This window comes from Mediterranea massiliensis, assembly GCF_900128475.1.
Taxonomy (GTDB): domain Bacteria; phylum Bacteroidota; class Bacteroidia; order Bacteroidales; family Bacteroidaceae; genus Bacteroides; species Bacteroides massiliensis_E.
Genome location: NZ_LT635836.1, coordinates 277,456 through 303,152, shown reverse-complemented (window position 1 = coordinate 303,152; position 25,697 = coordinate 277,456). Strand labels below are relative to the sequence as shown.

Annotated in this window: 22 protein-coding genes and 7 tRNA genes; 14 read left to right on the top strand and 15 right to left on the bottom strand. The window is 49.9% G+C overall.

The genetic code is table 11. From position 1 onward, the window contains the following. Positions 1 to 127: 127 nt before the first annotated feature. Positions 128 to 565, top strand: coding sequence for a hypothetical protein (locus BQ7483_RS06020; RefSeq protein ID WP_072545224.1), 438 nt, complete (start codon positions 128 to 130; stop codon positions 563 to 565). A gap of 82 nt (positions 566 to 647) precedes the next feature. Here BQ7483_RS06020 and BQ7483_RS06015 read toward each other — a convergent pair whose 3' ends face one another. Together BQ7483_RS06015 and rlmD are read right to left on the bottom strand one after the other, a co-directional pair. After that, a complete protein-coding gene (locus BQ7483_RS06015; protein WP_072545223.1) occupies positions 648 to 1,556 on the bottom strand; it encodes an RluA family pseudouridine synthase in 909 nt (302 codons plus the stop codon). Positions 1,557 to 1,568: 12 nt separating this feature from the next. Next, the gene (gene rlmD, locus BQ7483_RS06010; protein WP_072545222.1) at positions 1,569 to 3,011 is read right to left on the bottom strand and encodes a 23S rRNA (uracil(1939)-C(5))-methyltransferase RlmD; all 1,443 of its coding nucleotides are present in this window, start codon (positions 3,009 to 3,011) and stop codon (positions 1,569 to 1,571) included. 202 nt (positions 3,012 to 3,213) lie between these two features. On the opposite strand from rlmD, the gene ppdK reads away from it, so the two are divergent. Continuing rightward, positions 3,214 to 5,934 carry a pyruvate, phosphate dikinase gene (gene ppdK / locus BQ7483_RS06005; RefSeq protein ID WP_072545221.1) on the top strand — a complete coding sequence of 907 codons (2,721 nt, stop codon included), beginning with the start codon at positions 3,214 to 3,216 and terminating at the stop codon, positions 5,932 to 5,934. Positions 5,935 to 6,155: 221 nt separating this feature from the next. Here ppdK and BQ7483_RS06000 read toward each other — a convergent pair whose 3' ends face one another. Next, entirely contained in the window at positions 6,156 to 6,764 is a 609-nt protein-coding gene (locus BQ7483_RS06000; protein ID WP_022019525.1) for a thiamine phosphate synthase, read from the bottom strand. A gap of 172 nt (positions 6,765 to 6,936) precedes the next feature. Next, the gene (locus BQ7483_RS05995; protein WP_022019526.1) at positions 6,937 to 7,551 is read right to left on the bottom strand and encodes a superoxide dismutase; all 615 of its coding nucleotides are present in this window, start codon (positions 7,549 to 7,551) and stop codon (positions 6,937 to 6,939) included. Between the two features lie 166 nt (positions 7,552 to 7,717). Here BQ7483_RS05995 and BQ7483_RS05990 point away from each other — a divergent pair, with 166 nt between their 5' ends. The 8 genes from BQ7483_RS05990 to BQ7483_RS05955 all read left to right on the top strand — a co-directional run bounded on the left by BQ7483_RS05990 (position 7,718) and on the right by BQ7483_RS05955 (position 12,089). Then, positions 7,718 to 10,069 (top strand): ATP-dependent helicase, encoded by a 2,352-nt coding sequence (locus BQ7483_RS05990; RefSeq protein ID WP_072545220.1) that lies wholly within the window; start codon positions 7,718 to 7,720, stop codon positions 10,067 to 10,069. 185 nt (positions 10,070 to 10,254) lie between these two features. Then, positions 10,255 to 11,394, top strand: coding sequence for a carboxynorspermidine decarboxylase (nspC, locus tag BQ7483_RS05985; RefSeq protein ID WP_022019528.1), 1,140 nt, complete (start codon positions 10,255 to 10,257; stop codon positions 11,392 to 11,394). A 99-nt stretch (positions 11,395 to 11,493) separates the two neighbouring features. Beyond that, positions 11,494 to 11,569 (top strand) — tRNA-Gly (locus BQ7483_RS05980). Between the two features lie 24 nt (positions 11,570 to 11,593). Further along, positions 11,594 to 11,678 (top strand) — tRNA-Leu (locus BQ7483_RS05975). A gap of 37 nt (positions 11,679 to 11,715) precedes the next feature. Beyond that, positions 11,716 to 11,799: transfer RNA gene (locus BQ7483_RS05970), tRNA-Leu, on the top strand. A gap of 14 nt (positions 11,800 to 11,813) precedes the next feature. Further along, positions 11,814 to 11,889: transfer RNA gene (locus tag BQ7483_RS05965), tRNA-Gly, on the top strand. A 22-nt stretch (positions 11,890 to 11,911) separates the two neighbouring features. Beyond that, positions 11,912 to 11,993, top strand: a tRNA-Leu gene (locus BQ7483_RS05960). Between the two features lie 20 nt (positions 11,994 to 12,013). Then, positions 12,014 to 12,089, top strand: a tRNA-Gly gene (locus tag BQ7483_RS05955). A 93-nt stretch (positions 12,090 to 12,182) separates the two neighbouring features. Here BQ7483_RS05955 and BQ7483_RS05950 read toward each other — a convergent pair. Continuing rightward, on the bottom strand, positions 12,183 to 12,788 hold the full coding sequence (locus tag BQ7483_RS05950) for a DUF4923 family protein (protein WP_022019417.1): 606 nt from the start codon (positions 12,786 to 12,788) through the stop codon (positions 12,183 to 12,185). Positions 12,789 to 12,805: 17 nt separating this feature from the next. Beyond that, positions 12,806 to 13,405, bottom strand: a complete 600-nt coding sequence (gene yihA, locus BQ7483_RS05945) for a ribosome biogenesis GTP-binding protein YihA/YsxC (RefSeq protein WP_072545219.1) — start codon at positions 13,403 to 13,405, stop codon at positions 12,806 to 12,808. A gap of 88 nt (positions 13,406 to 13,493) precedes the next feature. Here yihA and recR point away from each other — a divergent pair, with 88 nt between their 5' ends. Genes recR through BQ7483_RS05930 form a run of 3 tightly spaced genes read left to right on the top strand, consistent with a single transcriptional unit; the run spans position 13,494 to position 15,127 of the window. Next, the gene (recR, locus tag BQ7483_RS05940) at positions 13,494 to 14,111 is read left to right on the top strand and encodes a recombination mediator RecR (protein ID WP_022019415.1); all 618 of its coding nucleotides are present in this window, start codon (positions 13,494 to 13,496) and stop codon (positions 14,109 to 14,111) included. A gap of 24 nt (positions 14,112 to 14,135) precedes the next feature. Next, on the top strand, positions 14,136 to 14,600 hold the full coding sequence (locus BQ7483_RS05935; RefSeq protein ID WP_022019414.1) for a hypothetical protein: 465 nt from the start codon (positions 14,136 to 14,138) through the stop codon (positions 14,598 to 14,600). Beyond that, complete coding sequence (locus BQ7483_RS05930; RefSeq protein WP_072545218.1) at positions 14,597 to 15,127, top strand: GNAT family N-acetyltransferase; 531 nt, start codon at positions 14,597 to 14,599, stop codon at positions 15,125 to 15,127. The genes BQ7483_RS05935 and BQ7483_RS05930 overlap by 4 nt, the downstream gene beginning before the upstream one ends. Here BQ7483_RS05930 and BQ7483_RS05925 read toward each other — a convergent pair. After that, on the bottom strand, positions 15,124 to 15,717 hold the full coding sequence (locus BQ7483_RS05925; protein WP_022019412.1) for a YqgE/AlgH family protein: 594 nt from the start codon (positions 15,715 to 15,717) through the stop codon (positions 15,124 to 15,126). The two genes, BQ7483_RS05930 and BQ7483_RS05925, sit on opposite strands and share 4 nt — an antisense overlap. Positions 15,718 to 15,819: 102 nt before the next feature. Next, on the bottom strand, positions 15,820 to 17,133 hold the full coding sequence (locus BQ7483_RS05920) for an aminotransferase class I/II-fold pyridoxal phosphate-dependent enzyme (RefSeq protein ID WP_022019411.1): 1,314 nt from the start codon (positions 17,131 to 17,133) through the stop codon (positions 15,820 to 15,822). 171 nt (positions 17,134 to 17,304) lie between these two features. On the opposite strand from BQ7483_RS05920, the gene BQ7483_RS05915 reads away from it, so the two are divergent. Beyond that, positions 17,305 to 17,378: transfer RNA gene (locus tag BQ7483_RS05915), tRNA-Asp, on the top strand. Between the two features lie 149 nt (positions 17,379 to 17,527). Here BQ7483_RS05915 and BQ7483_RS05910 read toward each other — a convergent pair. From BQ7483_RS05910 to BQ7483_RS05880, 7 genes are all read right to left on the bottom strand, one after another. After that, on the bottom strand, positions 17,528 to 18,817 hold the full coding sequence (locus BQ7483_RS05910) for a retropepsin-like aspartic protease (RefSeq protein ID WP_139247548.1): 1,290 nt from the start codon (positions 18,815 to 18,817) through the stop codon (positions 17,528 to 17,530). 118 nt (positions 18,818 to 18,935) lie between these two features. Then, positions 18,936 to 20,339: a mobilization protein gene (locus tag BQ7483_RS05905; protein WP_072545216.1), complete on the bottom strand. Its 1,404-nt coding sequence runs from the start codon at positions 20,337 to 20,339 to the stop codon at positions 18,936 to 18,938. A gap of 226 nt (positions 20,340 to 20,565) precedes the next feature. Beyond that, positions 20,566 to 21,525: a toprim domain-containing protein gene (locus BQ7483_RS05900; RefSeq protein ID WP_072545215.1), complete on the bottom strand. Its 960-nt coding sequence runs from the start codon at positions 21,523 to 21,525 to the stop codon at positions 20,566 to 20,568. 207 nt (positions 21,526 to 21,732) lie between these two features. Continuing rightward, on the bottom strand, positions 21,733 to 22,809 hold the full coding sequence (locus BQ7483_RS05895; protein WP_072545453.1) for an AAA family ATPase: 1,077 nt from the start codon (positions 22,807 to 22,809) through the stop codon (positions 21,733 to 21,735). 14 nt (positions 22,810 to 22,823) lie between these two features. Next, on the bottom strand, positions 22,824 to 23,132 hold the full coding sequence (locus tag BQ7483_RS05890; RefSeq protein WP_007842330.1) for a DUF3853 family protein: 309 nt from the start codon (positions 23,130 to 23,132) through the stop codon (positions 22,824 to 22,826). 223 nt (positions 23,133 to 23,355) lie between these two features. Continuing rightward, entirely contained in the window at positions 23,356 to 24,375 is a 1,020-nt protein-coding gene (locus BQ7483_RS05885; protein WP_072545214.1) for a hypothetical protein, read from the bottom strand. Between the two features lie 7 nt (positions 24,376 to 24,382). Continuing rightward, complete coding sequence (locus BQ7483_RS05880; protein ID WP_072545213.1) at positions 24,383 to 25,678, bottom strand: PDDEXK nuclease domain-containing protein; 1,296 nt, start codon at positions 25,676 to 25,678, stop codon at positions 24,383 to 24,385. Positions 25,679 to 25,697 lie beyond the last annotated feature (19 nt).

Sequence of the window (25,697 nt, the reverse complement as noted above, 5' to 3'; positions counted from 1 at the left end):
TTCATGTTTTTTAGACCGGGCGATGAAACAAAAGTTTAATCCAACTGTTATTCTTTTTACTAAAATTTAGTTTATACCGACATTTTTCTGTATGTTTGTCGGCAGTAATAACGTAAAAAGAAAGAATATGAGAATTTTAGATTTTGTGAAAGTCTTGACACTTTGTATATTAGTCCCGGTAATGGCTTCCTGTGGTGATGATGTGGTGTATGAAACCATTCAAAATACCGATGAAGGTTTGTGTGCCCATACATGGACGGAGACGTATGAAATGACTAATGAAGAAAATCTTGCGGTAACCTGTGTCCATCAGCTGAAATTTGCGAAGCTTGATTATAGCGGTCAGGAAATCTATGAATATTATTATGTGGGCCAAAGCCGTCCTTACAGTTCGTTGACCCGTAATTTTGACTGGGAATGGATGGATAGTGCCAAAGAAGGTTTGCGTCTTGATTTCGGGGCAGGGAATATTGTCTATTTTGAGAATGTCTGGGTACGCGAGCACTATTTGTCTGGCAAGCTGGATGGTGTGGAGGTTACCTTTGCTGATGCGGACTACAAATGATACCTCTCTATTGAAACTATAGAACAAATGAAACGCGGAATGTTCAGTTGTGGCATTCCGCGCTTCATTTTTTTTGTAGGTTCTATTTCTTGAGAAGCAGGTTTTTGAATTCAGAAGGGTAGGGCGTTTCAAACTGCATCTTTTCGCCGGTAATGGGATGGTAGAAGCAGAGCTTGAAAGCGTGGAGAGCCAGGCGTCCGATTGGATTCAGATCTTCGATGCCATACCGTCCGTCACCGATAATCGGATGTCCCAGGTCTTGCATGTGGACTCGGATCTGGTTTTTCCGTCCAGTTTCCAGATGCAGTTCTACGAGTGAATAGCCGTTGGCCCGTTTGATGGTCCGGTAGTGGGTGATGGCTTCCTTTCCTCCATCGTCCGTCGGACTGGAGTATACGTATAGTTTGCGGTCGGTAAGCCAAGAATGTACGACACCCTGGTCTTTTTCCATCTCTCCGGCTACTACGGCTACATATCGGCGGTCGAAAACGATCCGATGCCAATTGTCACGCAGGGTGTGCTGGGTCTTTTCGTCTTTGGCAAACATCATGAGTCCCGATGTGTCCCGATCCAGGCGATGGACTACATATACCCGGTTGTTGCGTCCCGAGCGTTTGAGATATTCGTTCAGGATGGTGCAGGCTGTGCGTTCTTTTTGACGCTCAGTGCTGACCGAGAGCAATCCTTGCATCTTTTCTATCACAATGAGGTAAGCATCCTCGTAGACAATCTTCAGCAGCTTGTTATGGAATTCCTTATTGCCTTTATCCCGGCTTATCTGGACCTTCATGCCCAGTTTCAGCGGGAAATTGTATTGGGTGGTGATGACGTTGTCGACAAACACGACGCGTTTGCTCAGCAGCATCTTCAGTTTGGTGCGGCTGGCTTGCGGCATTTTGGCTGCCAGGAACTCCATCAGTTCCATCGGTTCTTTGACCAGATAGTCCGTATATTGGGTACGGGCCCGTGCGGTTATTCTTTCTTTTGCCACGGCAATTTCAGTTTATAGGTTTTCGGATGCAGGTTGTTCTCTCAATTCAAGGAGTACGACATTTTCTACATGGTGGGTATGGGGGAACATGTCGACCGGTTGTACGGCAGTCACCCGATACTTCGTGTCCAGCAGTTGCAAGTCGCGTGCCTGGGTTGCCGGATTGCAGCTGACGTAGACGATGCGTTGTGGCTGAGCTGCCAGAATGACGTTGATGACATCGGGGTGCATGCCTGCGCGGGGTGGATCGGTTATGATGACATCCGGCCGTCCGTATTGTCCGATAAAGTCCTGCGTCAGGATGTCCTTCATGTCGCCGGCAAAGAAGAGGGTATTGTCTATTCCGTTGATTGCCGAATTGACCTTGGCGTCCTCAATGGCCTCGGGTACATATTCGATGCCGATGACTTGTCTGGCTTGGCGGGATACGAAGTTGGCAATGGTGCCTGTACCTGTGTAGAGGTCGTATACCAGTTCGTTGCCTGTGAGACCTGCAAAGCTTCTTGCCACTTTGTACAGTTTGTAGGCTTGTTCAGAATTGGTCTGATAGAACGATTTGGGACCTACTTTGAAGCGCAGTCCTTCCATTTCTTCAAAAATATGGTCTTTCCCTTTAAATGTCAGTACATCGAGGTCGGTAATGGTATCGTTTACTTTATTGTTTACTATATATAGTAAGGAAGTGATTTCAGGGAAAGTGTCGGCCACATGCTGCAACAGCTTTTTGAACAATTCCATCTCTTCGTCTCGTTCAATGCGGCAGACAAGGATCACCATCAGCTCGCCTGTCGATGATGTGCGGATGATGAGGTTGCGCAACATGCCTTCGTGCGTACGGATGTTGTTGAAGGTATAGTTGTGCTCGTAGGCGTAGTCGCGTATGGCATTGCGGATGCGGTTTGAAACATCGTCCTGCAGCCAGCATTTTTCAATGGCCAGTACTTTGTCGAAGGCATTGGGAATATGAAATCCTACGGCGTTCATTTGGTCGTATACCGCATCTTTTTCCACTTCTTCGGCTGTAAGCCATCGTTTGTTGGAGAAGGTGTATTCCAGTTTGTTCCGATAGAACCGGGTCTTGTCCGATCCTAATATGGGGGAAATCTCCGGCAGTTCGATTTTTCCGATGCGCGTCAGGTTGTCAGTTACCTGTTTTTGCTTGTACTTGATTTGTTCCTCATAGGGAAGGACCTGCCATTTGCATCCGCCACACACGCCATAGTGCTGGCAGAAGGGGACGGCTCTTTTCGGCGAGTATTCGTGAAATTTTACTGCTTCCGCTTCGGCATAATGATGCTTTTTCCTCTTGATTTGCAAATCGACTACATCTCCGGGAACAACGTATGGTACGAATATGACGAGGTCGTTGACTTTTGCTATGGCTTTTCCTTCGGCAGCCACGTCCGTTATTGTTACTTTTTCCAGCAGGGGAAGTTCTTTTCTTTTTCTTGCCACTTTTACACCAGTCTAATAAATTCTGCTGCAAAAATAGCTATTTTTTGCTAATTATTGGTGTTTTGGTGAAATAATAAAGATTGCAATGTCGAAATTGCATTTTTGCATAAAATTTCTCTGCAAAAAGTTTTATAGTATGCGAAATATATTTAGCTTTGCGGGCAAGAAATGAAAAAGTCACAATCAAAACCTTTTCAATATTATGGATAGAAAAAGAGTTTATACTTTTGGAAATGGCCATGCGGAAGGCAAGGCCGACATGAGAAACCTGCTGGGTGGCAAGGGTGCCAATCTGGCTGAAATGAATCTGATAGGTGTACCGGTTCCTCCCGGATTTACCATTACAACGGAGGTATGTACAGAATACTATGAAATGGGACAGGAAAAGATAGTGGCCCTGTTGAAAGATGATGTCGAAAAAGCCATTGCACATGTGGAGACCTTGATGCGTTCCAAGTTTGGTGACGTCGAAAACCCGTTGCTGGTTTCTGTCCGTTCGGGTGCGCGCGCTTCCATGCCGGGTATGATGGATACCATTTTGAACCTGGGATTGAACGATGACGTTGTGGAAGGATTGGCTCGCAAGACTGGCAATTCCCGCTTTGCATGGGATTCCTACCGTCGTTTTGTGCAGATGTATGGTGACGTGGTGCTGGGTATGAAACCTACCAACAAAGATGATATTGATCCTTTCGAAGCCATTATAGAAGATGTCAAGCATGCCAAAGGCGTGAAGCTTGACAATGAGCTGGAAGTAGAGGATTTGAAAGAACTGGTAAAGCGCTTCAAGGCTGCAGTCAAGGAACGTACGGGCAAGGATTTTCCGACTTGTGCTTACGAACAGTTGTGGGGCGCCATTTGCGCCGTCTTCAATTCCTGGATGAACGAACGTGCCATCCTGTATCGCAAGATGGAAGGTATACCCGACGAATGGGGTACGGCTGTCAGTGTACAGGCTATGGTGTTCGGTAATATGGGCGATACTTCGGCAACAGGTGTATGCTTCAGCCGTGATGCCGCTACGGGTGAAGACCTGTTCAACGGTGAATACCTGATCAATGCACAGGGCGAAGACGTAGTAGCCGGTATCCGTACGCCGCAGCAGATTACCAAGATCGGTTCGCAGCGCTGGGCCGAACTGGCTGGTATCAGCGAGGAAGTGCGTGCTGCCAAATATCCTTCCATGGAAGAGGCCATGCCCGAAATCTACAAGGAACTGGATGCCCTGCAGACGAAGTTGGAAAACCACTACCGTGATATGCAGGATATGGAATTCACGGTACAGGAAGGCAAGCTCTGGTTCCTGCAGACCCGTAACGGTAAGCGTACAGGTGCCGCAATGGTGAAGATTGCCATGGATTTGCTCCGTCAGGGTATGATTGACGAGAAGACGGCTCTGATGCGTTGTGAACCTAACAAACTTGACGAGTTGCTTCACCCCGTATTCGACAAGACGGCTTTGAAGCAGGCCAAGGTGCTGACTCGTGGTCTGCCGGCTTCTCCGGGTGCCGCCTGCGGTCAGATTGTTTTCTTTGCCGATGATGCGGCCGAATGGCGTGCTGCCGGCAAGCGTGTCGTGATGGTGCGTATTGAGACGTCACCTGAAGACTTGGCAGGTATGGCTGTGGCCGAAGGTATTCTGACGGCTCGCGGTGGTATGACTTCGCATGCAGCCGTTGTAGCCCGTGGCATGGGTAAGTGCTGTGTTTCGGGTGCAGGAGCATTGAATATTGACTATAAGGCCCGTACTGTAGAGGTTGATGGAGTTGTTTTGAAAGAAGGAGACTTCATTTCGTTCAATGGTAGTACCGGTGAAGTATATAAAGGAAAGGTTGAAACGAAAGCTGCCGAGCTGTCGGGCGACTTTGCCGAACTGATGAAACTGGCCGACAAATATGCGAAGTTGAAGGTGCGTACCAATGCCGATACGCCTCATGATGCTTCTGTGGCCCGTAGCTTTGGTGCTGTAGGTATCGGTTTGTGCCGTACGGAGCACATGTTCTTTGAAGGTGAGAAGATCAAAGCCATGCGTGAAATGATTCTGGCGGAAGATGCGGAAGGCCGCAGTAAGGCTTTGCACAAGATTTTGCCTTATCAGCAGGCCGACTTCAAGGGCATCTTCAAGGCCATGGCAGGCTATCCTGTTACCGTTCGTCTGCTCGACCCGCCTTTGCACGAGTTTGTACCTCATGATTTGAAGGGACAGCAGGAGATGGCCGAAGCCATGGGTGTAAGTCTGCAATACATCCAGCAGCGTGTGGAAGCCCTTTGCGAACACAATCCGATGCTGGGACACCGTGGCTGCCGTCTGGGTAATACCTATCCTGAAATCACTCAGATGCAGACGCGTGCCATCTTGGGTGCCGCTCTTGAACTGAAGAAAGAGGGAGTGGAAACGCATCCCGAAATCATGGTTCCGCTGACAGGTATCCTTTATGAATTCAAGGAACAGGAGAAGGTAATCCGCGCCGAAGCTGCCAAGCTGTTCGAAGAAGTGGGTGACAGCATCGATTTCAAGGTAGGTACAATGATTGAGGTGCCTCGTGCTGCTTTGACGGCCGACCGCATCGCCTCTTCTGCCGAGTTCTTCTCCTTCGGTACGAACGACCTGACGCAGATGACCTTCGGCTATTCGCGCGATGACATTGCTTCCTTCCTCCCCGTATATCTGGAGAAGAAGATTCTGAAGGTCGATCCCTTCCAGGTACTCGACCAGAACGGTGTAGGTCAGCTTATCCGTATGGCTACAGAGAAAGGACGTGCTGTTCGTCCCGACCTGAAGTGCGGTATCTGCGGCGAGCATGGCGGTGAGCCTTCGTCTGTGAAGTTCTGCCACAAGGTTGGTTTGAACTACGTCAGCTGCTCTCCGTTCCGTGTGCCTATTGCCCGTCTGGCTGCGGCGCAGGCTGCTATCGAAGATTAATGTGGACGTTGGTCCGTTAAACATAGAGGGGTGCATCCATGGATGCACCCCTCTTTTAGTTTTCAGTCGGGTGAACGTTTCTTTTGAGCTGGGCAAATGGTTGCTTTAGGCTGGGCAAAGGTTGGTTTTAAGCTGGGTAAACGGTTGCTTTAAGCTGGACAAACGGTTGCTTTAGGCTGGGCAAACGGAAGGCTGTCCGAGGGCGTGATACGACGGCTTTTTCAGTCGGCCATTTCCTTCAAATGCTTGAAATGGCGGATGACTCCCGTATAGTCGCGGTCGGTACAGGCGTTGAACTTGTTCCACAAGTCGCCCATCACGACGGCTCCTCCAAATCCGAAGTCTTTCACTTGGAGGATGTTGTCGGGTGTAATGCCTCCGAAGGCCATGACCTTGTTGTCGATAATCCTCTCTTTGCCTGCGGCGCGCAGCTCTTCGGGGGTGAAGCCGGCAGTCACTCCTGCCTTGGTGATGCAGTCGAATACAGGACTCAGGAATACATAGTCGTAGAAGTGCTTCTTGTTTTTCAGCTCGTCGATGGAGTGGCAGGTGCAACTGACGTTTCCTGCATAGTCGTGTGGCTCCTTGGGGTTGCGGGCATTCAAGTGGATGCCCAGCAGGTTGAATTCGTTTTGCAGGTAGAAATGCTCGTGGGTGACGATGCGCCGATGATATTTTTCGGGAATGAGGGTCAGCAGACGTTCCGAGTACATGGCCGGCGTTTCCGGCTTACGCAAGTGCAGGATGTCCAGCCCTTCCTCGAAGAGGGCGGTGATGATTTGGTCTTCTTCCACAAAAAATGTGGGTGGTGTCACAACGATAAGTTTCATATCCTTTGCCGGAATTGTTAAGTTTAGCAAAGTTAATGAATCCTTGCTGGAGAAGCCAATCTTTTCCTTTAAAATATGTTAGATGGTATGGAAACAGAAACGCATCCGCCGCGTTTGTGCCCGGTGGATGCGTCAAGTGGGGATGGAAGTCCCGTAAGGACGGGGAAGTTGGTCATTTCAGTCTCTTTTCTACGGCTGGCCAGTCGATGATGTCCCATAGTGCTTGCAGATGGTCGGCTCGGCGGTTCTGGTAATCCAGGTAATAGGCATGCTCCCACACGTCGAAGGTGAGCAGGGGCGTGAGGCCCGCACGGAGGGGGTTACTGCCGTTGGCTTCCTTGGTGATGTGCAGTTTGCCGTCCTTGTCGGCCGAGAGCCAGGCCCAGCCGGAGCCGAAGAGGCCTGTGGCGGCCGCCGTAAATTCTTTCTTGAAATTGTCGAAGCTTCCGAAGTCGCGGCGGATGGCGTCGGCCAGCGTGCCTTCGGGTTCGTGGCGGGCAGGGGCGGGGGTGAACTGGAGGAAGTAGAACGTGTGGTTCAGTACTTGTCCGGCATTGTTGAAGATAGGACCGTCGGGGGCGGTGGCAACGATTTCCTCGAGTGTCTTGCCCTCGAACTCGGTGCCGGGGACAAGGCTGTTCAGGTTGTTGACATAGGTCTGCAGATGCTTCCCGTAGTGGAAGTCGATGGTGGACTGACTGATTACAGGTTCCAATGCGTTGTGGGCATACGGAAGTGTGGGCATGTTGAACATCATAAGCGTTGCGATTAATGTAATGAGTGTCATACGTGGTATGGTTATAAGGTTAATAATTCTTCTTTCGATACAAATATACGAAGAATGCTTTGTAATATCAACACTTCGGCGGGGGAAATGTTCGGGGCTTTTCCGTATCTTTGCACCAGCTTTGCATCACAGTATATAATAAGGAAGAATAAGACAACGCATATATATGTCCGACTATATCAACGAACTGAACGAAAGCCAGCGTGCCGCCGTGCTCTACAACGACGGGCCTTCGCTGGTGATTGCGGGCGCGGGCTCGGGGAAGACCCGCGTGCTGACCTACAAGATAGCCTGGCTGCTGGAGAACGGTTACCAGCCGTGGAACATCCTGGCCCTGACCTTTACCAACAAGGCGGCGCGCGAGATGAAGGCGCGCATCGCCCGCCAGGTGGGCCCCGAACGGGCGCGCTGGTTGTGGATGGGTACGTTCCACTCCCTGTTCCTGCGCATCCTCCATACCGAGGCCGATGTGCTGGGGTTCACGCATCAGTTCACCATCTACGACACGGCCGACAGCAAGAGCCTGATACGCTCCATCGTCAAGGAAATGCAGCTCAACGAGAAGGCCTATAAGCCGGGCTTGATACAGTCGCGCATCTCCAACGCGAAGAACCACCTCGTGTCGCCCGCCGACTATGCCCGCAGCAAGGAGGCATACGAGTACGATTGCGCGGCCCAGGTGCCCGCCCTGCGCGATGTGTACCGCCGCTACTGGGAACGTTGCCGCCAGGCCGATGCGATGGACTTCGACGACCTGCTGTTCTATACCTTCCTGCTCTTCCGCGACCATCCCGACGTGCTGGCCCGCTATCAGGAGCAGTTCCGCTACATCCTCGTGGACGAGTATCAGGACACGAACGTGGCCCAGCACAGCATCGTGCTCCAGCTGGCCAAGAACCACCAGCACGTCTGCGTGGTGGGCGACGACGCACAGAGCATCTACTCCTTCCGCGGGGCGGACATCGACAATATCCTCTATTTCACCAAGACTTTCCCCGGCACGCGCGTCTTCAAGCTGGAGCAGAACTACCGCTCCACGCAGACCATCGTGTCTGCCGCCAACAGCCTCATCAGCAAGAACCAGCGGCAGATACACAAGGACGTGTTCTCCGAGAAGGACCCCGGCGAGCCCATCGGCGTCCTTCAGGCCTACAGCGACGTGGAGGAGGGCGAGATGGTGGTGAACAAGATAGCCGCCCTGCGCCGCCAGTCGGGCTATGGCTATGCCGACTTTGCTGTGCTCTACCGCACCAATGCCCAGAGTCGCATCTTCGAAGAGGCCCTGCGCAAGCGCAACATGCCCTACCGCATCTACGGCGGCCTGTCCTTCTACCAGCGCAAGGAAATCAAGGACGTGATAGCCTACTTCCGCCTCGTGGCCAATCCCAACGACGAAGAGGCCTTCAAGCGCATCATCAACTATCCCGCCCGCGGCATCGGCGACACGACGGTGGGCAAGATTGTGGCCGCGGCTACGTTGAACAATGTCAGCCTGTGGGCTGTCCTCTGCGAGCCGCTGGCCTACGGGCTGAACTTCAACAAGGGTACGGCGGGCAAGCTTCAGGGATTCCGCGACCTGATAGCTTCCTTCATGGACGACTTGGGACGGAAGAATGCCAGCGAGCTGGGCGAGGACATCGTGCGGCAGGCGGGCATCATCAACGACGTCTGCCAGGACAATTCGCCCGAGAACCTCAGCCGGAAGGAGAACATCGAGGAGCTGATGAACGGCATGAGGGACTTCTGCGCCGAACGGCTGGAGGAGGGCAACGAACACATTGCCCTGGGCGACTTCCTCTCTGAAGTGTCGCTGCTCACCGACCAGGACTCGGACAAGGACGACGACGGCGAGAAGATTACGCTGATGACCGTCCATTCGGCCAAGGGACTGGAGTTCCGCAACGTCTTTGTGGTGGGCATGGAGGAGAACCTCTTCCCCAGCGCCATGACGGTCGATTCGCCCCGTGCCCTGGAGGAGGAGCGCCGCCTGTTCTATGTGGCCATCACCCGTGCCGAGGAGCATTGCTTCCTGTCGTACGCCAAGACGCGCATGCGCTACGGCAAGACCGAGTTCGGCAGCCCCAGCCGCTTCCTGCACGACATCGACGCGCGCTACCTGAGCCTGCCGCAGAACGCTTTATTGGGCCGGCGGGTGGACGAGGGAGCCGAACGCTTCCGCCGTTCGTCGGACGACCTGTTCCGTTCCGCCTCGCGTCCCCAGTATGGCACGTCGGCTTCATCGCCCGCAGGCGAACGGAAGTTCTCGCGCGAACCGCTCATCGCCTCCACCATGCCCCGCAAGCTGAAGCGGGTGGAGGCCGCGACCAGCGCCGCTCCGGCTCCGTCGGGCGGGGGAGGCCTGCAGGCAGGGCAACTGATAGAGCACGAACGCTTCGGCCGCGGTGAGGTGCTGCGGGTGGAAGGCGAGGGCGACAACGCCAAGGCTACCATCCGCTTCGAGCATGCGGGCGAGAAGCAGCTGCTCCTGCGCTTTGCCCGCTTCAAGGTTGTCGGATGAAGCGTGGAAAAGCATTGCTTTTCAAGGAAGAAAACATTGCTTTCTTTACCCGAAAACATTGCTTTCTCTGGGGCAAAACATTGCCCGGTTCCGGGCGGCGGAAGGCCGCTTTCGGATGAACTGGATGAATTGTTGATTATCAATGAAATAATTGAATTTCAAGAACATTAAATAAAGACAGATACATGATAGACTTTACCCTTTTCCCTTCTCCCTGCTACATCATGGAAGAAGAGTTGCTGCGCAAGAATCTGACACTCATCAAGAGCGTGGCCGACCGTGCCGGTGTGGAAATCATCCTTGCCTTCAAGTCGTTTGCCATGTGGCGCTCGTTCCCCATCTTCCGCGAGTATATCGACCACTCCACGGCCAGCTCCGTCTACGAGGCGCGTCTGGCGCTCGAGGAGTTCGGAAGCAAGGCACACACCTATTCGCCGGCCTATACCGAAGCCGACTTCCCCGAAATCATGCGTTGCAGCAGCCACATCACGTTCAACTCCCTGTCGCAGTTCCGCCGCTTCTATCCGATGGTGGAGGCCGGGGGGAGCGGCATCTCGTGCGGCATCCGCGTGAACCCCGAGTATTCGGAGGTGGAGACCGAACTCTACAATCCCTGCGCCCCCGGCACCCGCTTCGGCGTGATGGCCGAACAGCTACCCGACTGTCTGCCGAAGGGCATTGAGGGCTTCCACTGCCATTGCCATTGCGAGTCGTCGTCCTACGAACTGGAGCGCACGCTGGCGCACCTGGAAGAGAAGTTTGCCCGCTGGTTCTCCCAGCTGAAGTGGCTCAATCTGGGCGGCGGTCACTTGATGACCCGCAAGGACTACGACGTGGAGCACCTTATCGGCTTGCTACAGGGCCTCAGGAGGCGTTATCCCAACCTGCGTATCATCCTTGAACCCGGCTCGGCCTTCACGTGGCAGACGGGCGTACTGACGTCCGAGGTGGTGGACATCGTGGAGAACCGCGGCATCCGCACCGCCATCCTGAACGTGAGCTTCACCTGCCACATGCCCGACTGCCTGGAGATGCCCTACCAGCCTGCCGTACGCGGCGCGCAGATGGGTGCGCAGGGGCCGTATGTCTACCGGCTGGGCGGCAATTCCTGCCTGAGCGGCGACTATATGGGCGACTGGAGCTTCGACCATGAACTGCAAATAGGGGAGCGTATCGTCTTCGAGGACATGATACACTACACGACCGTCAAGACCAATATGTTCAACGGAATTCACCATCCGGCCATCGCCATGTGGACCGAAAAGGGTGAGGCCAAGGTCTTCCGAAAATTTTCTTACGAAGATTATCGTGACAGAATGGACTGATAATCAGAAGTCTGTTTGTCAACGTGAATTTATTTGCTGAAAAAAGTAGCTGGAATGTTTGCAGGTTTGCGGAAAATACCTACCTTTGCAACCGCAAACGCGGAAATAGCTCAGTTGGTAGAGCACAACCTTGCCAAGGTTGGGGTCGCGAGTTCGAGTCTCGTTTTCCGCTCCATTGAAATGATTGCAATAACCCAATGCCCAGGTGGCGGAATTGGTAGACGCGCACGTTTCAGGTGCGTGTGTCGAGAGGCATGCAGGTTCGAGTCCTGTTCTGGGCACCAGGTTTTGTAGTCAGTTCTTTGAAAGATTGAAAGGTCTGGAGAGATGGCGGAATTGGTAGACGCGCTACTTTGAGGGGGTAGTGACAATTATGTCGTGGGAGTTCGAGTCTCCTTCTCTTCACGTATCTTGAAACTGCGGAAATAGCTCAGTTGGTAGAGCACAACCTTGCCAAGGTTGGGGTCGCGAGTTCGAGTCTCGTTTTCCGCTCCATTTTAAGATTGCAACGACGAATGCCCAGGTGGCGGAATTGGTAGACGCGCACGTTTCAGGTGCGTGTGTCGAGAGGCATGCAGGTTCGAGTCCTGTTCTGGGCACTATTAAAGGTAATGCAATCGCGGAAATAGCTCAGTTGGTAGAGCACAACCTTGCCAAGGTTGGGGTCGCGAGTTCGAGTCTCGTTTTCCGCTCCACAAAAAAGAGGTCCGATTTCGGGCCTCTTTTTTATGTCCTTAGGATTTTAAAAATTCCCAGTTGGAGGAAAACATTTCTCCAACTGGGAATTTTTAGTTCTCCTTCTTTTCCAGTCCCAGTCCTACGAGCATGCCGTCATAGCTTTCGGCCAGCGATCCGATGGTCTGCAGTGTGCTGTTGTTGCTCTTGCTGGACAGGTAGGTGAGCAGCTGGAGCAGCTTGTCGGCGTTGAACAGCAGGTCCATGGAGCTGGAAGTGCAGTTCACCTTGGCATTCAGTCCGATGAGCTTGACGAATTTCAGGTTGACCTTTTGGGTCGATGCGTCATACGAGTAGGTTCCGTTCAGTGGTTTGGAGCCCACGGTAGCCGTAAAGGTACTGTCGGCGTCGAAAGTAAACGTGAGCTGTCCCGGCTTGATGCCGATTTTGGCCAGCTGTTCGTCCAGCTTCTTCTCTACGGCCGAGGAAGCCAGCGAGCCTCCTGCCTTCTGGAGCAGGTTGTCCGATTCGAATTCCAGGGCTGTACCTGTGAAGGTCCATGTGCCGGTCATGGAAGCCGTATTTTTGTCGGTGACGGCATTGACTACTTTCTCAATGTTGTCCTTGTTGAACAGGTCTTTCAACGATTGTGCATGTCCATTGGCAGGAATGGCCAACAAAACGAGGGCGATGCAGCCCAAAACATTCATTTTCTTCATAATTCTTTCTCCTCACATTATTTTATTTGTTGGTTGATCGTTTCTATATAGTCCAATAGTTCTTTTCGTCCCAGTCGGTTTTCCGAAGAAGTGACAAAGTAGGGAGGAAGTTCTTCCCATTGCTCTTCCAGTTTCTTCAGGTAGCCTGCTACGTTGGCTCCCAGTTTGCCGCTCTTCAGCTTGTCGGCTTTGGTAAAGACGATGGAGAAGGGGATGCCGTTCTCGCCCAGCCATTCGATGAATTGCAGGTCGATGGGTTGGGGTTCCAGCCGGCTGTCTATCAGGACAAAGAGACTGGTCATCTGGGGGCGTTGCAGGATATAGCTTTCGATGATGTTCTTGATTTGCTCCTGTCCCTTGAAACCACGTTTGGCATATCCATAGCCGGGAAGGTCTACGATGTACCAGTTCCTGTTGATGAGGAAATGGTTGATCAGCATGGTCTTTCCGGGAGTCGCCGAGGTCATGGCCAGGCCTTTCCGGCCGGTCAGCATGTTGATGAGGCTCGACTTGCCTACGTTCGAACGCCCGATGAAGGCGTATTCGGGCAGGTTGCCGGCCGGACATTTGCGTACGTCGGTGTTGCTGATAATGAATTCTGCACTGGTTATCTCCATGTTTTCTATCAAAATTTAGTGTTATACCCATTGCAAAGGTAGCACTTATTTCGTTATCTTTGCGCCCGCAATGTGAAAGTTTTTAGCTATGAACGGACAGTTCCCTTCAGTATTGTTGGAGAAGGCAGTGAGTGAATTTGCCAAATTGCCGGGAGTGGGCCGCAAGACGGCCATGCGTCTGGTGCTTCATTTGTTGCGTCAGGATACGGCGACGGTCGAAGCCTTCGGGCGGGCCATCGTCACCTTGAAGCACGAAGTGAAGTATTGCAAGGTGTGTCACAACATTTCCGATACCGACGTCTGCCGTATCTGTTCCAACCCCCAGCGCGACGCTTCGATTGTGTGTGTGGTCGAGAACATCCGCGACGTGATGGCGGTGGAGGCTACCCAGCAGTTCCGCGGGCTGTATCATGTATTGGGCGGGGTCATTTCTCCGATGGACGGCATCGGGCCGGGCGACTTGCAGATAGACAGCCTGGTGGAGCGGGTCAAGGCCGGTGGCATCAAGGAAGTGATTCTGGCGTTGAGTACGACCATGGAGGGCGATACGACCAACTTCTACATTTACCGCAAACTGGAGAAGCTGGATGTGAAGCTTTCGGTCATCGCCCGGGGTATTTCGGTGGGCGACGAGCTGGAGTATGCTGACGAGGTGACGTTGGGACGCAGCATTGTGAACCGTACTCCGTTCAATGGGACTTTATAATTTAAAAAAATAGCGAAATAGATAATGGATGAACTGATCAGAAAGGCGGCCCGACTCCTTCGGACCCTCTATATAAGTTTCTGGCTTGTGCCGGTGGTTGTGGTGTTTTTGGGTGAAACGACCGAAGGCTGGGTTGGATATTATGCCGGTGACGTGCGGACCACTTACTTTGCCGAAGCGCTTTGCATCCTGCTGGCGGCGATTTGCGTACCGGTATCCTTGAAATTGTTTGCCTGGGTGTTGAAGCGCAGGATAGATGTTGCCGCCATGGGGCGGGCCTTGCAGATGTATGTATTCTGGAGCGGCATGCGGATGGTGTTGCTGGCCCTTCCCGTGATAGCCGGCTTCCTTACATATTATGCAATGTTGAGTACGACAGGACTTTTGTGTGGACTCATTGCCTTGACGGCATCGTTGTTTTGCCTGCCGGGTGAGGAGCGTTTACGCCGGGAGCTGCACATTGAACGCGACGTGGAGGAAAAGTTATGAAGCCGGTTTTTTTTCAAGGGGAGCTTGTGCGCCTCAGGGCAATGGAACCTGAAGATTTGGAGGTGCTCTATTGCATGGAAAACGATCCCGAGACGTGGGATGTATCCAATTTTACGGTGCCGTATTCCAAATATGTGTTGAAGCAGTACATGGAAGATTCCCAAAGCGATATGTTTGCCGACAGGCAACTTCGGCTGATGATTGTTCGTTGTGAAGACGGGCAGGTAGTAGGTACGGTCGACGTGACCGACTTTGTCCCGATACATCGAAGGGGAGAGATTGGCATTGCTATCCGTAAGATATTTCAGGGAAAAGGGTACGCCCGTGAGGCTTTGTCGTTGTTGTGCGATTATCTTTTCGGTTTTCTGTTCATGCACCAGCTGACAGCTCATGTGGCGGTCGACAATGAAGCCAGCCGCCACCTTTTTGCATCATGTGGCTTTGTGGAATGTGGCGTATTGAAGGAGTGGTGGTTCGCAGGCGGCCAATATAAGGATGTAGTGATGCTCCAGCGTCTTCATCCTTAGTTCAGGCCGGGCCTTTGTGGAAAGCGTGACCATATTTTGTACTTGCCGCCCAGTCTGTCCAGCGATGTACGCCATAAGTCGGAAGATTCCTTTTCGTCCATCAATGAGGCGTTGGATGTCTGGCTTACAATCCATGTATTCATTTGGATTTCCTCATGCAATTGTCCTTTCTCCCATCCGGAATAACCTACAAAGAAACGGATTTTTCCTTCAATCTCTTTTCCTTGTCTGATGTATTCCTTGACAGATTCGAAGTCGCCGTTCATATAGAGCCCTTTCCCCAAGGGGAGAGAGTGGGGAATGTCGGTCAAGGTATGGATATAGAAGATGGTGTCCGTGCCAAGCGGTCCTCCCCAATAAATGGGGATGTTCTCCTTTCCGTCGAGGTCTTCGAAGATTTCTGCCAGTGACAGGGAGGACAGCTTGTTCATGACAAGTCCCATGCTCCCTTCGCAAGTATGGTCTATCATGAGGATGACAGACCTGCTGAAGAGCTTGTCACACAGGAAAGGTTCGGAAATCAGAATCTTTCCGCGCGTCGGGAGTACATGGTTACTCTCTATTTTGAATATATCTATACTTTCAGGCATGCCCCTAAGTTACAGATAATTATTCGAAATCCAAAGGTATATGCCATCTTTTTTTACAAAATATTATCGATATGCCCTTGTGGCGTATCTGGGGCGGTTCTCTCAGATGGGATGGTTTTCGGCAAACAACGCCATCCGTTCGTCCAGCAAAGCATATTGATGGTCTTGTATAAAGGAGGTACATGCCCGCAGTCCTTCCTGAGAACTTCCGGTTGTCACCAGTGAGATGGCACTTACACCATAGTACATCAGCTCCTTGGCCAACTCTCCGCTGGTCATGCCCGGATATCCGATGGTAAAGTAGAAACCGTCGGCTATGGGTTCACCCAAATCGTTGTCATATACGAGATGGAAGCCGTGGCGCAAGAAAATCTCTTTCAGTTTCCGTGCCCGTTCACCATACACCTTGACTTCGTTCAGGAAATTGTATTGTCCGTCGTTGGCTGCTTTCAGCATGGCCGCCATGGCATATTGTGCCGAGTGGCTGGTACCCGATGAAAGGGCATAGAGTACCCGGTGGATAAATACGGTGCCGAAGGTGCCTCCTCCATATCGTTGGGTTAGTCCCGGGTAGGCGCGGTGATACAACTTGTCCGATATACAGCTCACTCCGATGCGTTGTCCTGCATAGCTGAAGGCTTTGGACCCTGAAATGAGCAGGATGTAGTGGTCCGTATAGTGGGCTACCGAAGGTTGGTAGGGAGGTTGGAACGGCCGGCTCATGTCTTGTCGGAAGTCCATGGCAAAATAGGCCAAGTCTTCCAGAACAATGGTGTCGTATTGGGTGGCCAGCTCACCGATGATGCGCAATTCCTGGTCTTTCAGGCAGACCCAGCTGGGATTGTTGGGGTTGGAATAGATGATGGCAGCTATATTCCCCTTGCTCAGATAACTTTCCAGCTTGTCTTTCAGCTTGTCACCGCGGTAATTGTAGACATCAAAAGTTTCATATTTTTGTCCCATGACGACCAGTTGCTGTTTTTGGACAGGGAACCCCGGATCGATAAAAAGGATGGTGTCTTTCTTGGGGTCGCATTGGCTGCAGGTGAGGAACGAGGCAAACGTGCCTTGCATGGATCCGGTTACCGGTACGCAGCCTTCGGGCGCGATGTCGACGTTGATGAATGCCTTTACAAACCGGGATGCCTCCGTTTTGAGGGAAGGGAGTCCGTTGATGTCCGGATATAGGCTGGCTATACCGTTTTTCAAGGCCTCGATTTCGGCTTCTACGCCGACGGAGGAAGGAGGAAGTCCGGGTACGCCCATTTCCATCTTGATAAACTCTACTCCAGACAAGGCTTCTGCCTTGGCAGCAATGGCTTTCACTTCCCGGATAGTGGCTTTGGCGAAATCTGCCAGGTGGAACTCGTCGATGGTCTGGTCGATGATATTTCGTTCGATAGGAGTTGCTTTCATGATAATGTTTTTTTAGGATTCAAGTTACTTTGGCAAAGTTAGTATAAAAGTGATATAATCGGCTTTTATCTGAAAAAAATATTTTTTTCGCTTTAGCTATTGCAGATTTCAAAAAAAGACGTACCTTTGCAACCGCAATCGAGAGAGATAGCAACGAAACAATAAAAATCTGGTGCGTTAGTTCAGCTGGTTAGAATACATGCCTGTCACGCATGGGGTCACGGGTTCGAGTCCCGTACGCACCGCAATAAACATTGAAAATCAATGTTTTGTGAAATAGACACCCGATTTTACACCCAAGAATGTAAAGTCGGGTGTTTTTCATTAAGAAGCAAAAAGAAAGGGCTAAACTTACTTTGAAGTTTGCCCCTTAATCTCATTATTGCGGCTATTGCTATTTTTCTCCACGTATAAACATGTTCTGATAGTTAATAACCAGCCGTTTGAATGATAGTACGAAATCCGCTCCTAATGAGCCGGAAAATAACTGACTGCCGGATTCCGTATTTTTAACGACCTCCGTATTATATAATTTAACAGTGGAACCTGCTACTTCAAAACGGAATTCGGGTAATACAACTGCTTTTGTTTGTGATATTCCGCCAAAGCCTCCACGGGAGGTTGTCTGTTCAGCGAGCCCCTCTATTGCGTCGGGAAATGTTTCTGCAAATTTATTTCCCAAATCAGATTTTACATTTCCTGTATCAAAAATCAAATCAAAAGGATGTCCACTGTAGCTAATTCTCACTTGAGGTGTATTTGATGACAAATACATATTCGGTTCTCCATCAGATGTTTTCTGTGGAAATACAAATCTGCCTGCTTCATTGTCTATGATTATTTCTCGTGCGTCCCTGATAAAGTGATAGCCCAGCACTCCGTCAAATGCAAACACCGAGTCCACTTCATTGTCAGGAGGTGCAACCATAAAAATAGGATGATGATATACCAGTTCTCCAATTTTCAACGAATCCGCCATAGCAAGCTTTACAAAGCCTATTTCCATACCCGATACAGGAATTGAATCTGCCAAAACCTTCAAGCCTACTTCTTCCGCATACTTTTCTGAAACGAAGTTGCCAAATGAACAGCCTGTATCGAAAATATAGTTTTTCGTTATACCGTTTACTTCCACAGGAATATAAATATGTTTGCCTCTTCCTACTGTTTCCACAATTGACGGTACAGTAATGTCCCGGTCAGGGCGTTCAAGATAAGGCTTAGGTACATTAGCAAGTGCTTTGCCGACTTTCTCTATAAACACAAAACTATAAAGAGCTTCAAACGGTACAGAATTTTTAAGCGCATTAACCAAGCCTTCTCCAACTTTTCCAGCTTGCTCATACATTCCCAAATTCAAGAAATTCATACCCTGCAAGGCTACCATTCCTATTGATGTCTCCGCACCAAGCTCTGCCTGATGGAACTGCAACAGACTATCCAATGCAACACCTGATCTTTCCAATTGATTGAAACCTATACCAAGTTGCGCTTCAGACACAAGATTCAACATTTCTATGCTGACAGAATCCTTTAATATCGGATATTGCTCCCTAATTTGAAATAAATCACCGTTGTTCAGAACTTCACCCATTTTCACATCCGCCAGTGTTTGTGAATAGACAGAAGTATAGCCAAACAAAATAGCTATTAGAAGAAAAGACATTCTTTTAATAATTCTCATAATTGAATTGTAAATGATAAATTGAACATGGATGCAAAGATAGTATAAGATAGGAAAAAAGGAGCAAGCCAAATACTATTTGATTACTCCTTTCTGCTTAATTAGAATAAATTAGCGATTACACCCTAAGTCCTCTATTCCTTTTCGGTTCTTCTATTGGTTCACACAAGTTATGTTTTAGTTTGCCAAACTGTTCTTTGAACCATTCTCCAATCGGCTGCCTGTTTATGGTCAGTACCAGTTTACTGTCATTGGTCGGACTTCTCTCTACCTTGAAAATATCGTTTCTGATGTTAAACTTCCGCCTGTGTTCTTCGGAATAAATCATGCCATTGCACCTGATAGCCTCTTTCTTCGTCAGAAGGCTCTCTATCATTTCTTTGGTGAAGCCGATGGCAGCGCACAGCTTTTCCATTCTCAGCATCTCTTTGAGCATCGGGAACCATTTGAACGCTTTTTCAATAATAGCATTCAACCGTGATATTTCCTTGTCTTTGGCTTCAAGTTCCTGATTGTGTATTCCTTGCAGGTTACGTATCTGCCTGCCGTGCTGTTCCTGCATGTGCCGCATTTGGACTTTCAAGTCATCAATTCCCTTATCCCGTTTGGCTATTTCCTGACGCAATTCTTCATTGGATTGTTCCAGTTTCTTCATTTTCCCGCTACCGAAAAGAGAACCCACTCCGCTTACTATGACCGTAGCGGCATCGGTGGCTGCGCCTTTGAGCTTGTCCGTGCGTATCTCCGATTTCACCTGACGGAGTTCCTGTTCGGCAAGGTTTACCTGCTGTTCCTTATGCCGCTTGGCGGCTTCAATGCGTTGGAGTTCGGCTTTCTGCTTCTCAATGATGAAGTCGTTCCGCTCCAGATGCTCCTTGCCTGTTACCGCCTTTGATTGTCCACGCTCCATTAGCAGGATATCGGATGCCAGACTCTGCATTTCGGTCATATCCTCGTCATTGAGCTTTCGGCTCTTGCCTGTATCGTGGTTCATCCAGTCGAACACGATATGGGCATGGTAATTGGGCTTGAACCATCTTTCGCCTACTTGGAAACTTTCCCTGTCCTCCGGTGCAGGCTGTCCGTTCAGCCAATGTCCTTCGTCCTTGTGCAGGAAGATTTGGAGCGGTGTGATGCCCCAACGCCTTTGGCACTCCTCGCCAAACCTACGCACATCAGCCAAAGTGGTGTCCGGTCTGATGAGCAAGACTCCCTCACGGATGGGTGAACATCCCGCCACTTTGATAATCTTGCCGTTCTTCCCTTTGCGCTCACGCTCCTTCTCCTGCATGGCACGGCCTGTCTTTTCCTTGACCATGCGTTTGATGTTCTCATAATGCGTCTGCAATTCGAGACTGCCGAAATCCGGATTTATCCACTGTTCATTATCGGCTGTGAGTTCGGGCACGATGTAGATTTTGGACTTGCCGATGTTGCGCATATACTCGGCAGTCCTCCGGTTATGAGCCTCGCTTGATGCCACGTTGCAAGGCTTAACATGTATGCTTGATTTTGTTGCCATCTTTTCAACTTTTGATTCGGTTATTGACTAATTTTGTTTGCTGCTTTCCGCTCATAACCGCAAGGGGTTCTTAGGGGTGCAACCCATGAGCGGAGTTTCCAAAGAGAGGGTCACTCTTTGGTCGGGTTGCATAGGGCAGAAAGCCCTTGCCGGGTTCTTAGGGCAGCGTCCTAAGCCCCTCGGGAGAGCCCACAACTACGCAAGCGAAGCGTGTAGTTATAGTGAGCTATAACCGGAAGCCTTTCGGTTTCTTGGATAGCGTGTCATTTCTCTTTCTGACGGATTGCATTTGTTCTTTTCCATCAGCCATGCGCTTCTGCAAATACTCGTTCAGGTCTTTGCATCCGCAGTAGATTTGGGAAGCGTCCCGTATATGCCGGGTGCTGTCGTATTCCTTGCGGATTTGCTGCAAGGCTTCCATTCCTGCACGGTCATTGTCAAGAAAGCAGTGGATGCGCTCATAACTTCCCAACGGGTAGAGTGCCTTGGAAACATTGGTGACAGAGTTCAGCACCATGTAATCCTGCCTGTCGAAATCGGGGTATTGCGGACAGCTTTCAAGCCGCAGGGTAAGAAAGGAAAGGTAGTCCATAAATCCCTCAAAAACGTAACACGTGTTCCTTTGCTCTCCCGATTGCCTGATATGGGATATTTCTTTAGGTGCAATGCAGCCTTTGAAATATCGGTTGCGTATCTCATAGCCGCCCGATATGTTGGGAAACGCAATGGCGAAGTACCGCCTGCCGTTGTGCGTAAACCGTGCCTCCCTGCATTCTCTTTTCGCCAGTACCGGATTGATACCCCTTTCCTGCAAATAGGCGAGCAAGTCAGGGGAAGATAGCGGCACGGTTTCCAACTGCTGGAAACTCGGCTCCGTAAAGGACTGCTTGCGAAAAGAGAAAGAAACGGGGCGCACGTGCGGTGCCTGTTCCTCTATGCGTCTCAGAAGGTACGGCACGCTGTCCGTTGCATAGAGGTGCGAAGCCAACGCGATGATGTTGCCGCCCTTGCCGAGTGCAAAATCATACCATTGGTTCCGCTCAGTATTCACCTTGAACGAGGCTTCGGTTTCTTCCCTGAACGGCGATTTGTACCAGAGATTGATGCCCTGCCGCTTCACCGGGCTATATCCCAAGCTGTGCAGGTATTCTTCCAGCCTGATTTGTTTTGCTGTCTGTATGTCCATAAATGATTGTCTTTATCGGTTATTGTTTGTTTTTCTTTTCGCCAGTACCTTTTCATATAGGTTACTGGCCGTATAACCACTTCACTTTATTGTCGTATATATAGGATACGGCTTAAAGTGAAGCGGTTTGATACTTCCCAGCAACCACTTCGCTTTATCCTAATATATAGACCCTGAGAATAAAGTGAAGTGATTGCGAGGATTGTGCTAATAGTGGAAATCCGGTTCGTACCTGTACTTTCTGCCGTTTTCCTGCACTATCATCCGCTTGCTCTTCAACACAGTGATGAGTTTGACCAGCTTGTTGTCGCTTAACGGAACGCCCACCAAGGCATACGATTCTTTCAGCGCCTTGCCCAGTTCCTTATACCCATACTCGTCCTGCAACGAGAATGCGGCTTCCAGAGCTATCCGGTGCTGTTGCTCGGAAATGTCCTTGCAGGCATCGAACCTTTCACCTTGGGGTCTGCCGGGTGCTTTGGTTTCTGTCTGGTAGTCCTCCATCAGTTCGGGCAATGCCCTGTCATTGATGCGGAAGGCAAACGGCTCGAAGTCCATCGCACGGATGTGCATGGCGGAAACCTTGCTTATGTCCCCGTTGCTCTTGTCCTTTTCAACGAGCAGCACGGTTTCAGCCTTGTTGTTCAGCTCCGTGCCGATATGTCCCCTTGCGTTCTCATCGCCCTTGTTCTGGTGGAGTATCGTGTGGATATGTATCTGCCTGTCGTCCGTCCACTGCATCAGCTTTGATATGATGCGTGTCGATTCACTGGGGCTGTTGATGTCATATACCATGTCACGGATGCCGTCTATTATCACCAGACCAAGGTTTAGCGTATGGTAGATTGCCTGTTCGACAATCCTTATGCGCTGCTCAGGCGTGTACTTCCGCAGGGCAAGGAACTCAAGGTTCTCGTTGTCCCTGTCATCGGGCAGCCCTGCCATACGCATGATGCGCTCCATCACATTCAGACAGTGGTGGGGGCTTTGCTCCGTATCCACATAAAGCACTTTCCGTTTGGCTTCGGGAAGTTCCGCAACATACCGCAGTACCGTACCGTTTTTCAATGCGGCGGCTACGATAGCCGATACATTGAAAGTCTTTTTACTCTTGGCTTTGCCGATGGATGCACTGAAATTGCCCAGTGTACCAATGACCGAACCTTGCACTTTTAGAATCTCAGGTGCTTTCTCGTAGATTTTCGACAGGCTCAGGCGTGAAGCTTGCCAAAGGATTATTGCCTGTTCTGCCGAAATCTCCTTTATTTCTTTCATATAGTCCATAAGCATACCTCCCATTATTTCCGTCCTCCTGTTTTCTTCCCGGCAAGTTCAAGAGCCAATTCTGCATCTACGATAATCTTGCGCCCTATCTGGGTAATAGCCTTGTCTATCTTACCGCTTTTCTTTATGCGGTTGGCAGTGGGCAGACTGCACCCGAACAGTTTGGCTATACCGAGTATTCCGTACACATACTTCTTTTCCGTGTCTGTAACGGGTTGCGGCAATGCTTCGGCCTGACCTGAAGCGTGCTTACTCAGGAATATGAATTCTTCTCCTGTCATCTGCCAGACGGGTTTTGATAATAATTCTTGGATATTTGTCATCGTCCAATCTATTTAGTCGTTAAACAATCAGCCCTGCGCACTGGCTGCTATTTCTGTTCTCGAACGATGCAAAATTAGGTAGGGTTATGAGTGGTAAGGATGGGGATGATATAAACCGAATATCATTGTATCTTATTGAATGTCAGAAAATAAAAATACCACTCAAAAATTATTTTGAGTGGTAAAAGTGGAACTTTCGTAAAGTATCAGGATATATCACGGATTATCTGAATATATGTTCCATTTCCTTGGCGAATTTCTGGTTGCTGTCACTTGGAAAATCAGAAACCGGCTCCTTGTATTTGGATTTGTAGTAGCTGTCGTCAATATCCAGCAATTCCAGTATTCCGGCCTTCCATTTGTCCTTGTCCTGCTTGGAGAGTTTCTCGCCCATCAGGAATATCAGATAGCATACACGGATTTTCTCTCTCGGTTTGATTCTCAACTTGCAGTTGCAGGGTTGCAGGTTCATATTGGCATAGAAATCCAGTGCGGAAATTTCCTCGAACTGTTCTCCAACACATACCTCATGAATGAGCGAAAGCAATTTCATGCTGAAATATTCTTGTTGTCCGTCCGTCGTTTCCTGCTGGCTGATGGGGTTGCCCGGCTCGTCCTGTCGTTTCCCGTCAGGAATGTATTTTTTCAATATGTCCAGAAAAAGGCGGCTTTGGCGGTATATGTCCGTACAACGGTTCTTCATATATTGGAACGCCTCTTTCCTTGCAGCCTTTTGCTGGTCATAGAGTTCGTTCAGTATGGCTCTTTCCTTGTCATATTCAGCCTTGCAGCGTTCATATTCTTTCTCCGCCTGCTTTTCCTCTTCGGCGGTATGTTCCCTATAGCCAATGGAATCATACTTGTTGTTGGCTTCATTCAGCGGCTTGCTCAGACTTCTTGTAACATCCAGTTGGGCTTTAATTTCAGGGGAATACCTTTCCATGTGCTGATAGCAAACACGTTCTATCACACTGTCACTTATGGGGTGCGTTTCATAAGACTGTATGCTCTTTTCTATTTCGGTTCTCAGGCTGCTGAGTATCAAGGTGTATTGTTCTTTTTGCCTGTCAAGCACCAGTTCAAGGATAGCGGCTTCAAAAGACTTTGTGTCACTATACTGCCGATAGAAATCCGAAATGAATTTCTGCCTGTCAAAAGAGAAAACGTGATTGTCTATATAGTCCCTGTATATTCTGTTGAGTTCTCCGTACCGGGGGATTATCGTCTGTATCTTGTCTGCCATAGGTGTCTTACTTTTGTTTGTTCTTTTCATTGTCAAGAAGCATCGTCAGTTCTTCTTCCACCTGTTCTATGCTCGGCAATGCCGATTTCAGGTTCTCTGGTACGGCCTTGCTGAGTTGGTAGTCACTGATGCCGATAGGCTGGTCATAGCCTGTCAGTGCATACTGCGCAACAATCTCATCCTTGCCCTTGCACAGCAGCAGCCCGATGGTCTTGTTGTCATTTTCTCCCCTCAGTTTGTCGTCCACCACATTGATGTAGAAATTCAACTGTCCGGCGTATTCCGGTTTGAACGGGGTGGCTTTCAGTTCCACAACCACGTATGCATGGAGCTTGATATTGTACAGAATCAGGTCGGCATAGAAATCGCTGTCGCCAATCTGGAAATGCTTCTGCCTTGCGACAAAGGCGAATCCGTTGCCCATTTCCAAAAGATAACGGGTAACGTGCTTCACCAGTTGTTCCTCTATGTCCCTTTCGTCCGCACGTTCTTTGGCTCCCGCCAAGTCAAAGATATACGGGTCTTTCAACAGGTAGTTGGCAAGGTCGCTTTGGGGCGCAGGAAGCGTGGCGGTAAAATTATTGACCTTGTGGCTGTTGACTTGCCGTTCAAACAATTTGCTTTCAATCTGCATTTTAAGAGTATTGCTGCTCCAGCCCATTTCCACGGATTGCTTCATATACCAGTAATCGACACCCAACGGAAGGGAACTGTTCAGCAGAATCACATGGCTTGCCCAATTGATTTTTGCAACAGGTGATGCCAGGAACAGTTTTTCTATGTCCTCAATCGCTATTTGGTAAGCGGCAGCGACTGTTTGGGCTACATCCTGAATTTGTGCAAGAGGTTCTTGCACAATTGCAACTTCCTTGTTGTCTGAGGATTGAATTTGCGCAAGAGGCTCTTGCGTAAATGACACATTGTTCAGGCTTTGAAGTTCATCCGTGATTTTCTGCACACTTGGAGCAAGTAATTTCACATCGGTTTCTATGAAACTCCGTAATGCGCCCAATGGATAGGAGCGTGCGAACTGGCACATATAAGCCAAGTTCCTGACCGAATACCCTTTCTTTTCGGGATAATTGAACCGTATCGCCTGCGCCAGTCTCTTGATGACCTTGCCGCCCCAACCTTGCAGTTTCTGGTGGTATAAAATGTAATTACCCATCTTCCAGTAATGGAACAGCATCTGCGCATTGGCGGCACTGATGAGCCGGACTTGCGCCTGCTCTATTTCCGAGCCGATGGCATTGACGAAAGCCTCGAAACTTCTTTTTTCTATATTGTTATCGTTGTTGCTCATTGTTATATGTATTGAAAGT

Excerpts from the sequence above, each read along its gene's own strand:
- BQ7483_RS06020 (WP_072545224.1), top strand. The coding sequence starts at position 128 with ATGAGAATTTTAGATTTTGTGAAAGTCTTGACACTTTGTATATTAGTC.
- ppdK (WP_072545221.1), top strand. The coding sequence starts at position 3,214 with ATGGATAGAAAAAGAGTTTATACTTTTGGAAATGGCCATGCGGAAGGC.
- BQ7483_RS06000 (WP_022019525.1), bottom strand. The coding sequence starts at position 6,764 with ATGAAACTTATCGTTGTGACACCACCCACATTTTTTGTGGAAGAAGAC.
- BQ7483_RS05995 (WP_022019526.1), bottom strand. The coding sequence starts at position 7,551 with ATGACACTCATTACATTAATCGCAACGCTTATGATGTTCAACATGCCC.
- BQ7483_RS05990 (WP_072545220.1), top strand. The coding sequence starts at position 7,718 with ATGTCCGACTATATCAACGAACTGAACGAAAGCCAGCGTGCCGCCGTG.
- nspC (WP_022019528.1), top strand. The coding sequence starts at position 10,255 with ATGATAGACTTTACCCTTTTCCCTTCTCCCTGCTACATCATGGAAGAA.
- BQ7483_RS05950 (WP_022019417.1), bottom strand. The coding sequence starts at position 12,788 with ATGAAGAAAATGAATGTTTTGGGCTGCATCGCCCTCGTTTTGTTGGCC.
- yihA (WP_072545219.1), bottom strand. The coding sequence starts at position 13,405 with ATGGAGATAACCAGTGCAGAATTCATTATCAGCAACACCGACGTACGC.
- recR (WP_022019415.1), top strand. The coding sequence starts at position 13,494 with ATGAACGGACAGTTCCCTTCAGTATTGTTGGAGAAGGCAGTGAGTGAA.
- BQ7483_RS05935 (WP_022019414.1), top strand. The coding sequence starts at position 14,136 with ATGGATGAACTGATCAGAAAGGCGGCCCGACTCCTTCGGACCCTCTAT.
- BQ7483_RS05930 (WP_072545218.1), top strand. The coding sequence starts at position 14,597 with ATGAAGCCGGTTTTTTTTCAAGGGGAGCTTGTGCGCCTCAGGGCAATG.
- BQ7483_RS05925 (WP_022019412.1), bottom strand. The coding sequence starts at position 15,717 with ATGCCTGAAAGTATAGATATATTCAAAATAGAGAGTAACCATGTACTC.
- BQ7483_RS05920 (WP_022019411.1), bottom strand. The coding sequence starts at position 17,133 with ATGAAAGCAACTCCTATCGAACGAAATATCATCGACCAGACCATCGAC.
- BQ7483_RS05910 (WP_139247548.1), bottom strand. The coding sequence starts at position 18,817 with ATGAGAATTATTAAAAGAATGTCTTTTCTTCTAATAGCTATTTTGTTT.
- BQ7483_RS05905 (WP_072545216.1), bottom strand. The coding sequence starts at position 20,339 with ATGGCAACAAAATCAAGCATACATGTTAAGCCTTGCAACGTGGCATCA.
- BQ7483_RS05900 (WP_072545215.1), bottom strand. The coding sequence starts at position 21,525 with ATGGACATACAGACAGCAAAACAAATCAGGCTGGAAGAATACCTGCAC.
- BQ7483_RS05895 (WP_072545453.1), bottom strand. The coding sequence starts at position 22,809 with ATGGACTATATGAAAGAAATAAAGGAGATTTCGGCAGAACAGGCAATA.
- BQ7483_RS05890 (WP_007842330.1), bottom strand. The coding sequence starts at position 23,132 with ATGACAAATATCCAAGAATTATTATCAAAACCCGTCTGGCAGATGACA.
- BQ7483_RS05885 (WP_072545214.1), bottom strand. The coding sequence starts at position 24,375 with ATGGCAGACAAGATACAGACGATAATCCCCCGGTACGGAGAACTCAAC.
- BQ7483_RS05880 (WP_072545213.1), bottom strand. The coding sequence starts at position 25,678 with ATGAGCAACAACGATAACAATATAGAAAAAAGAAGTTTCGAGGCTTTC.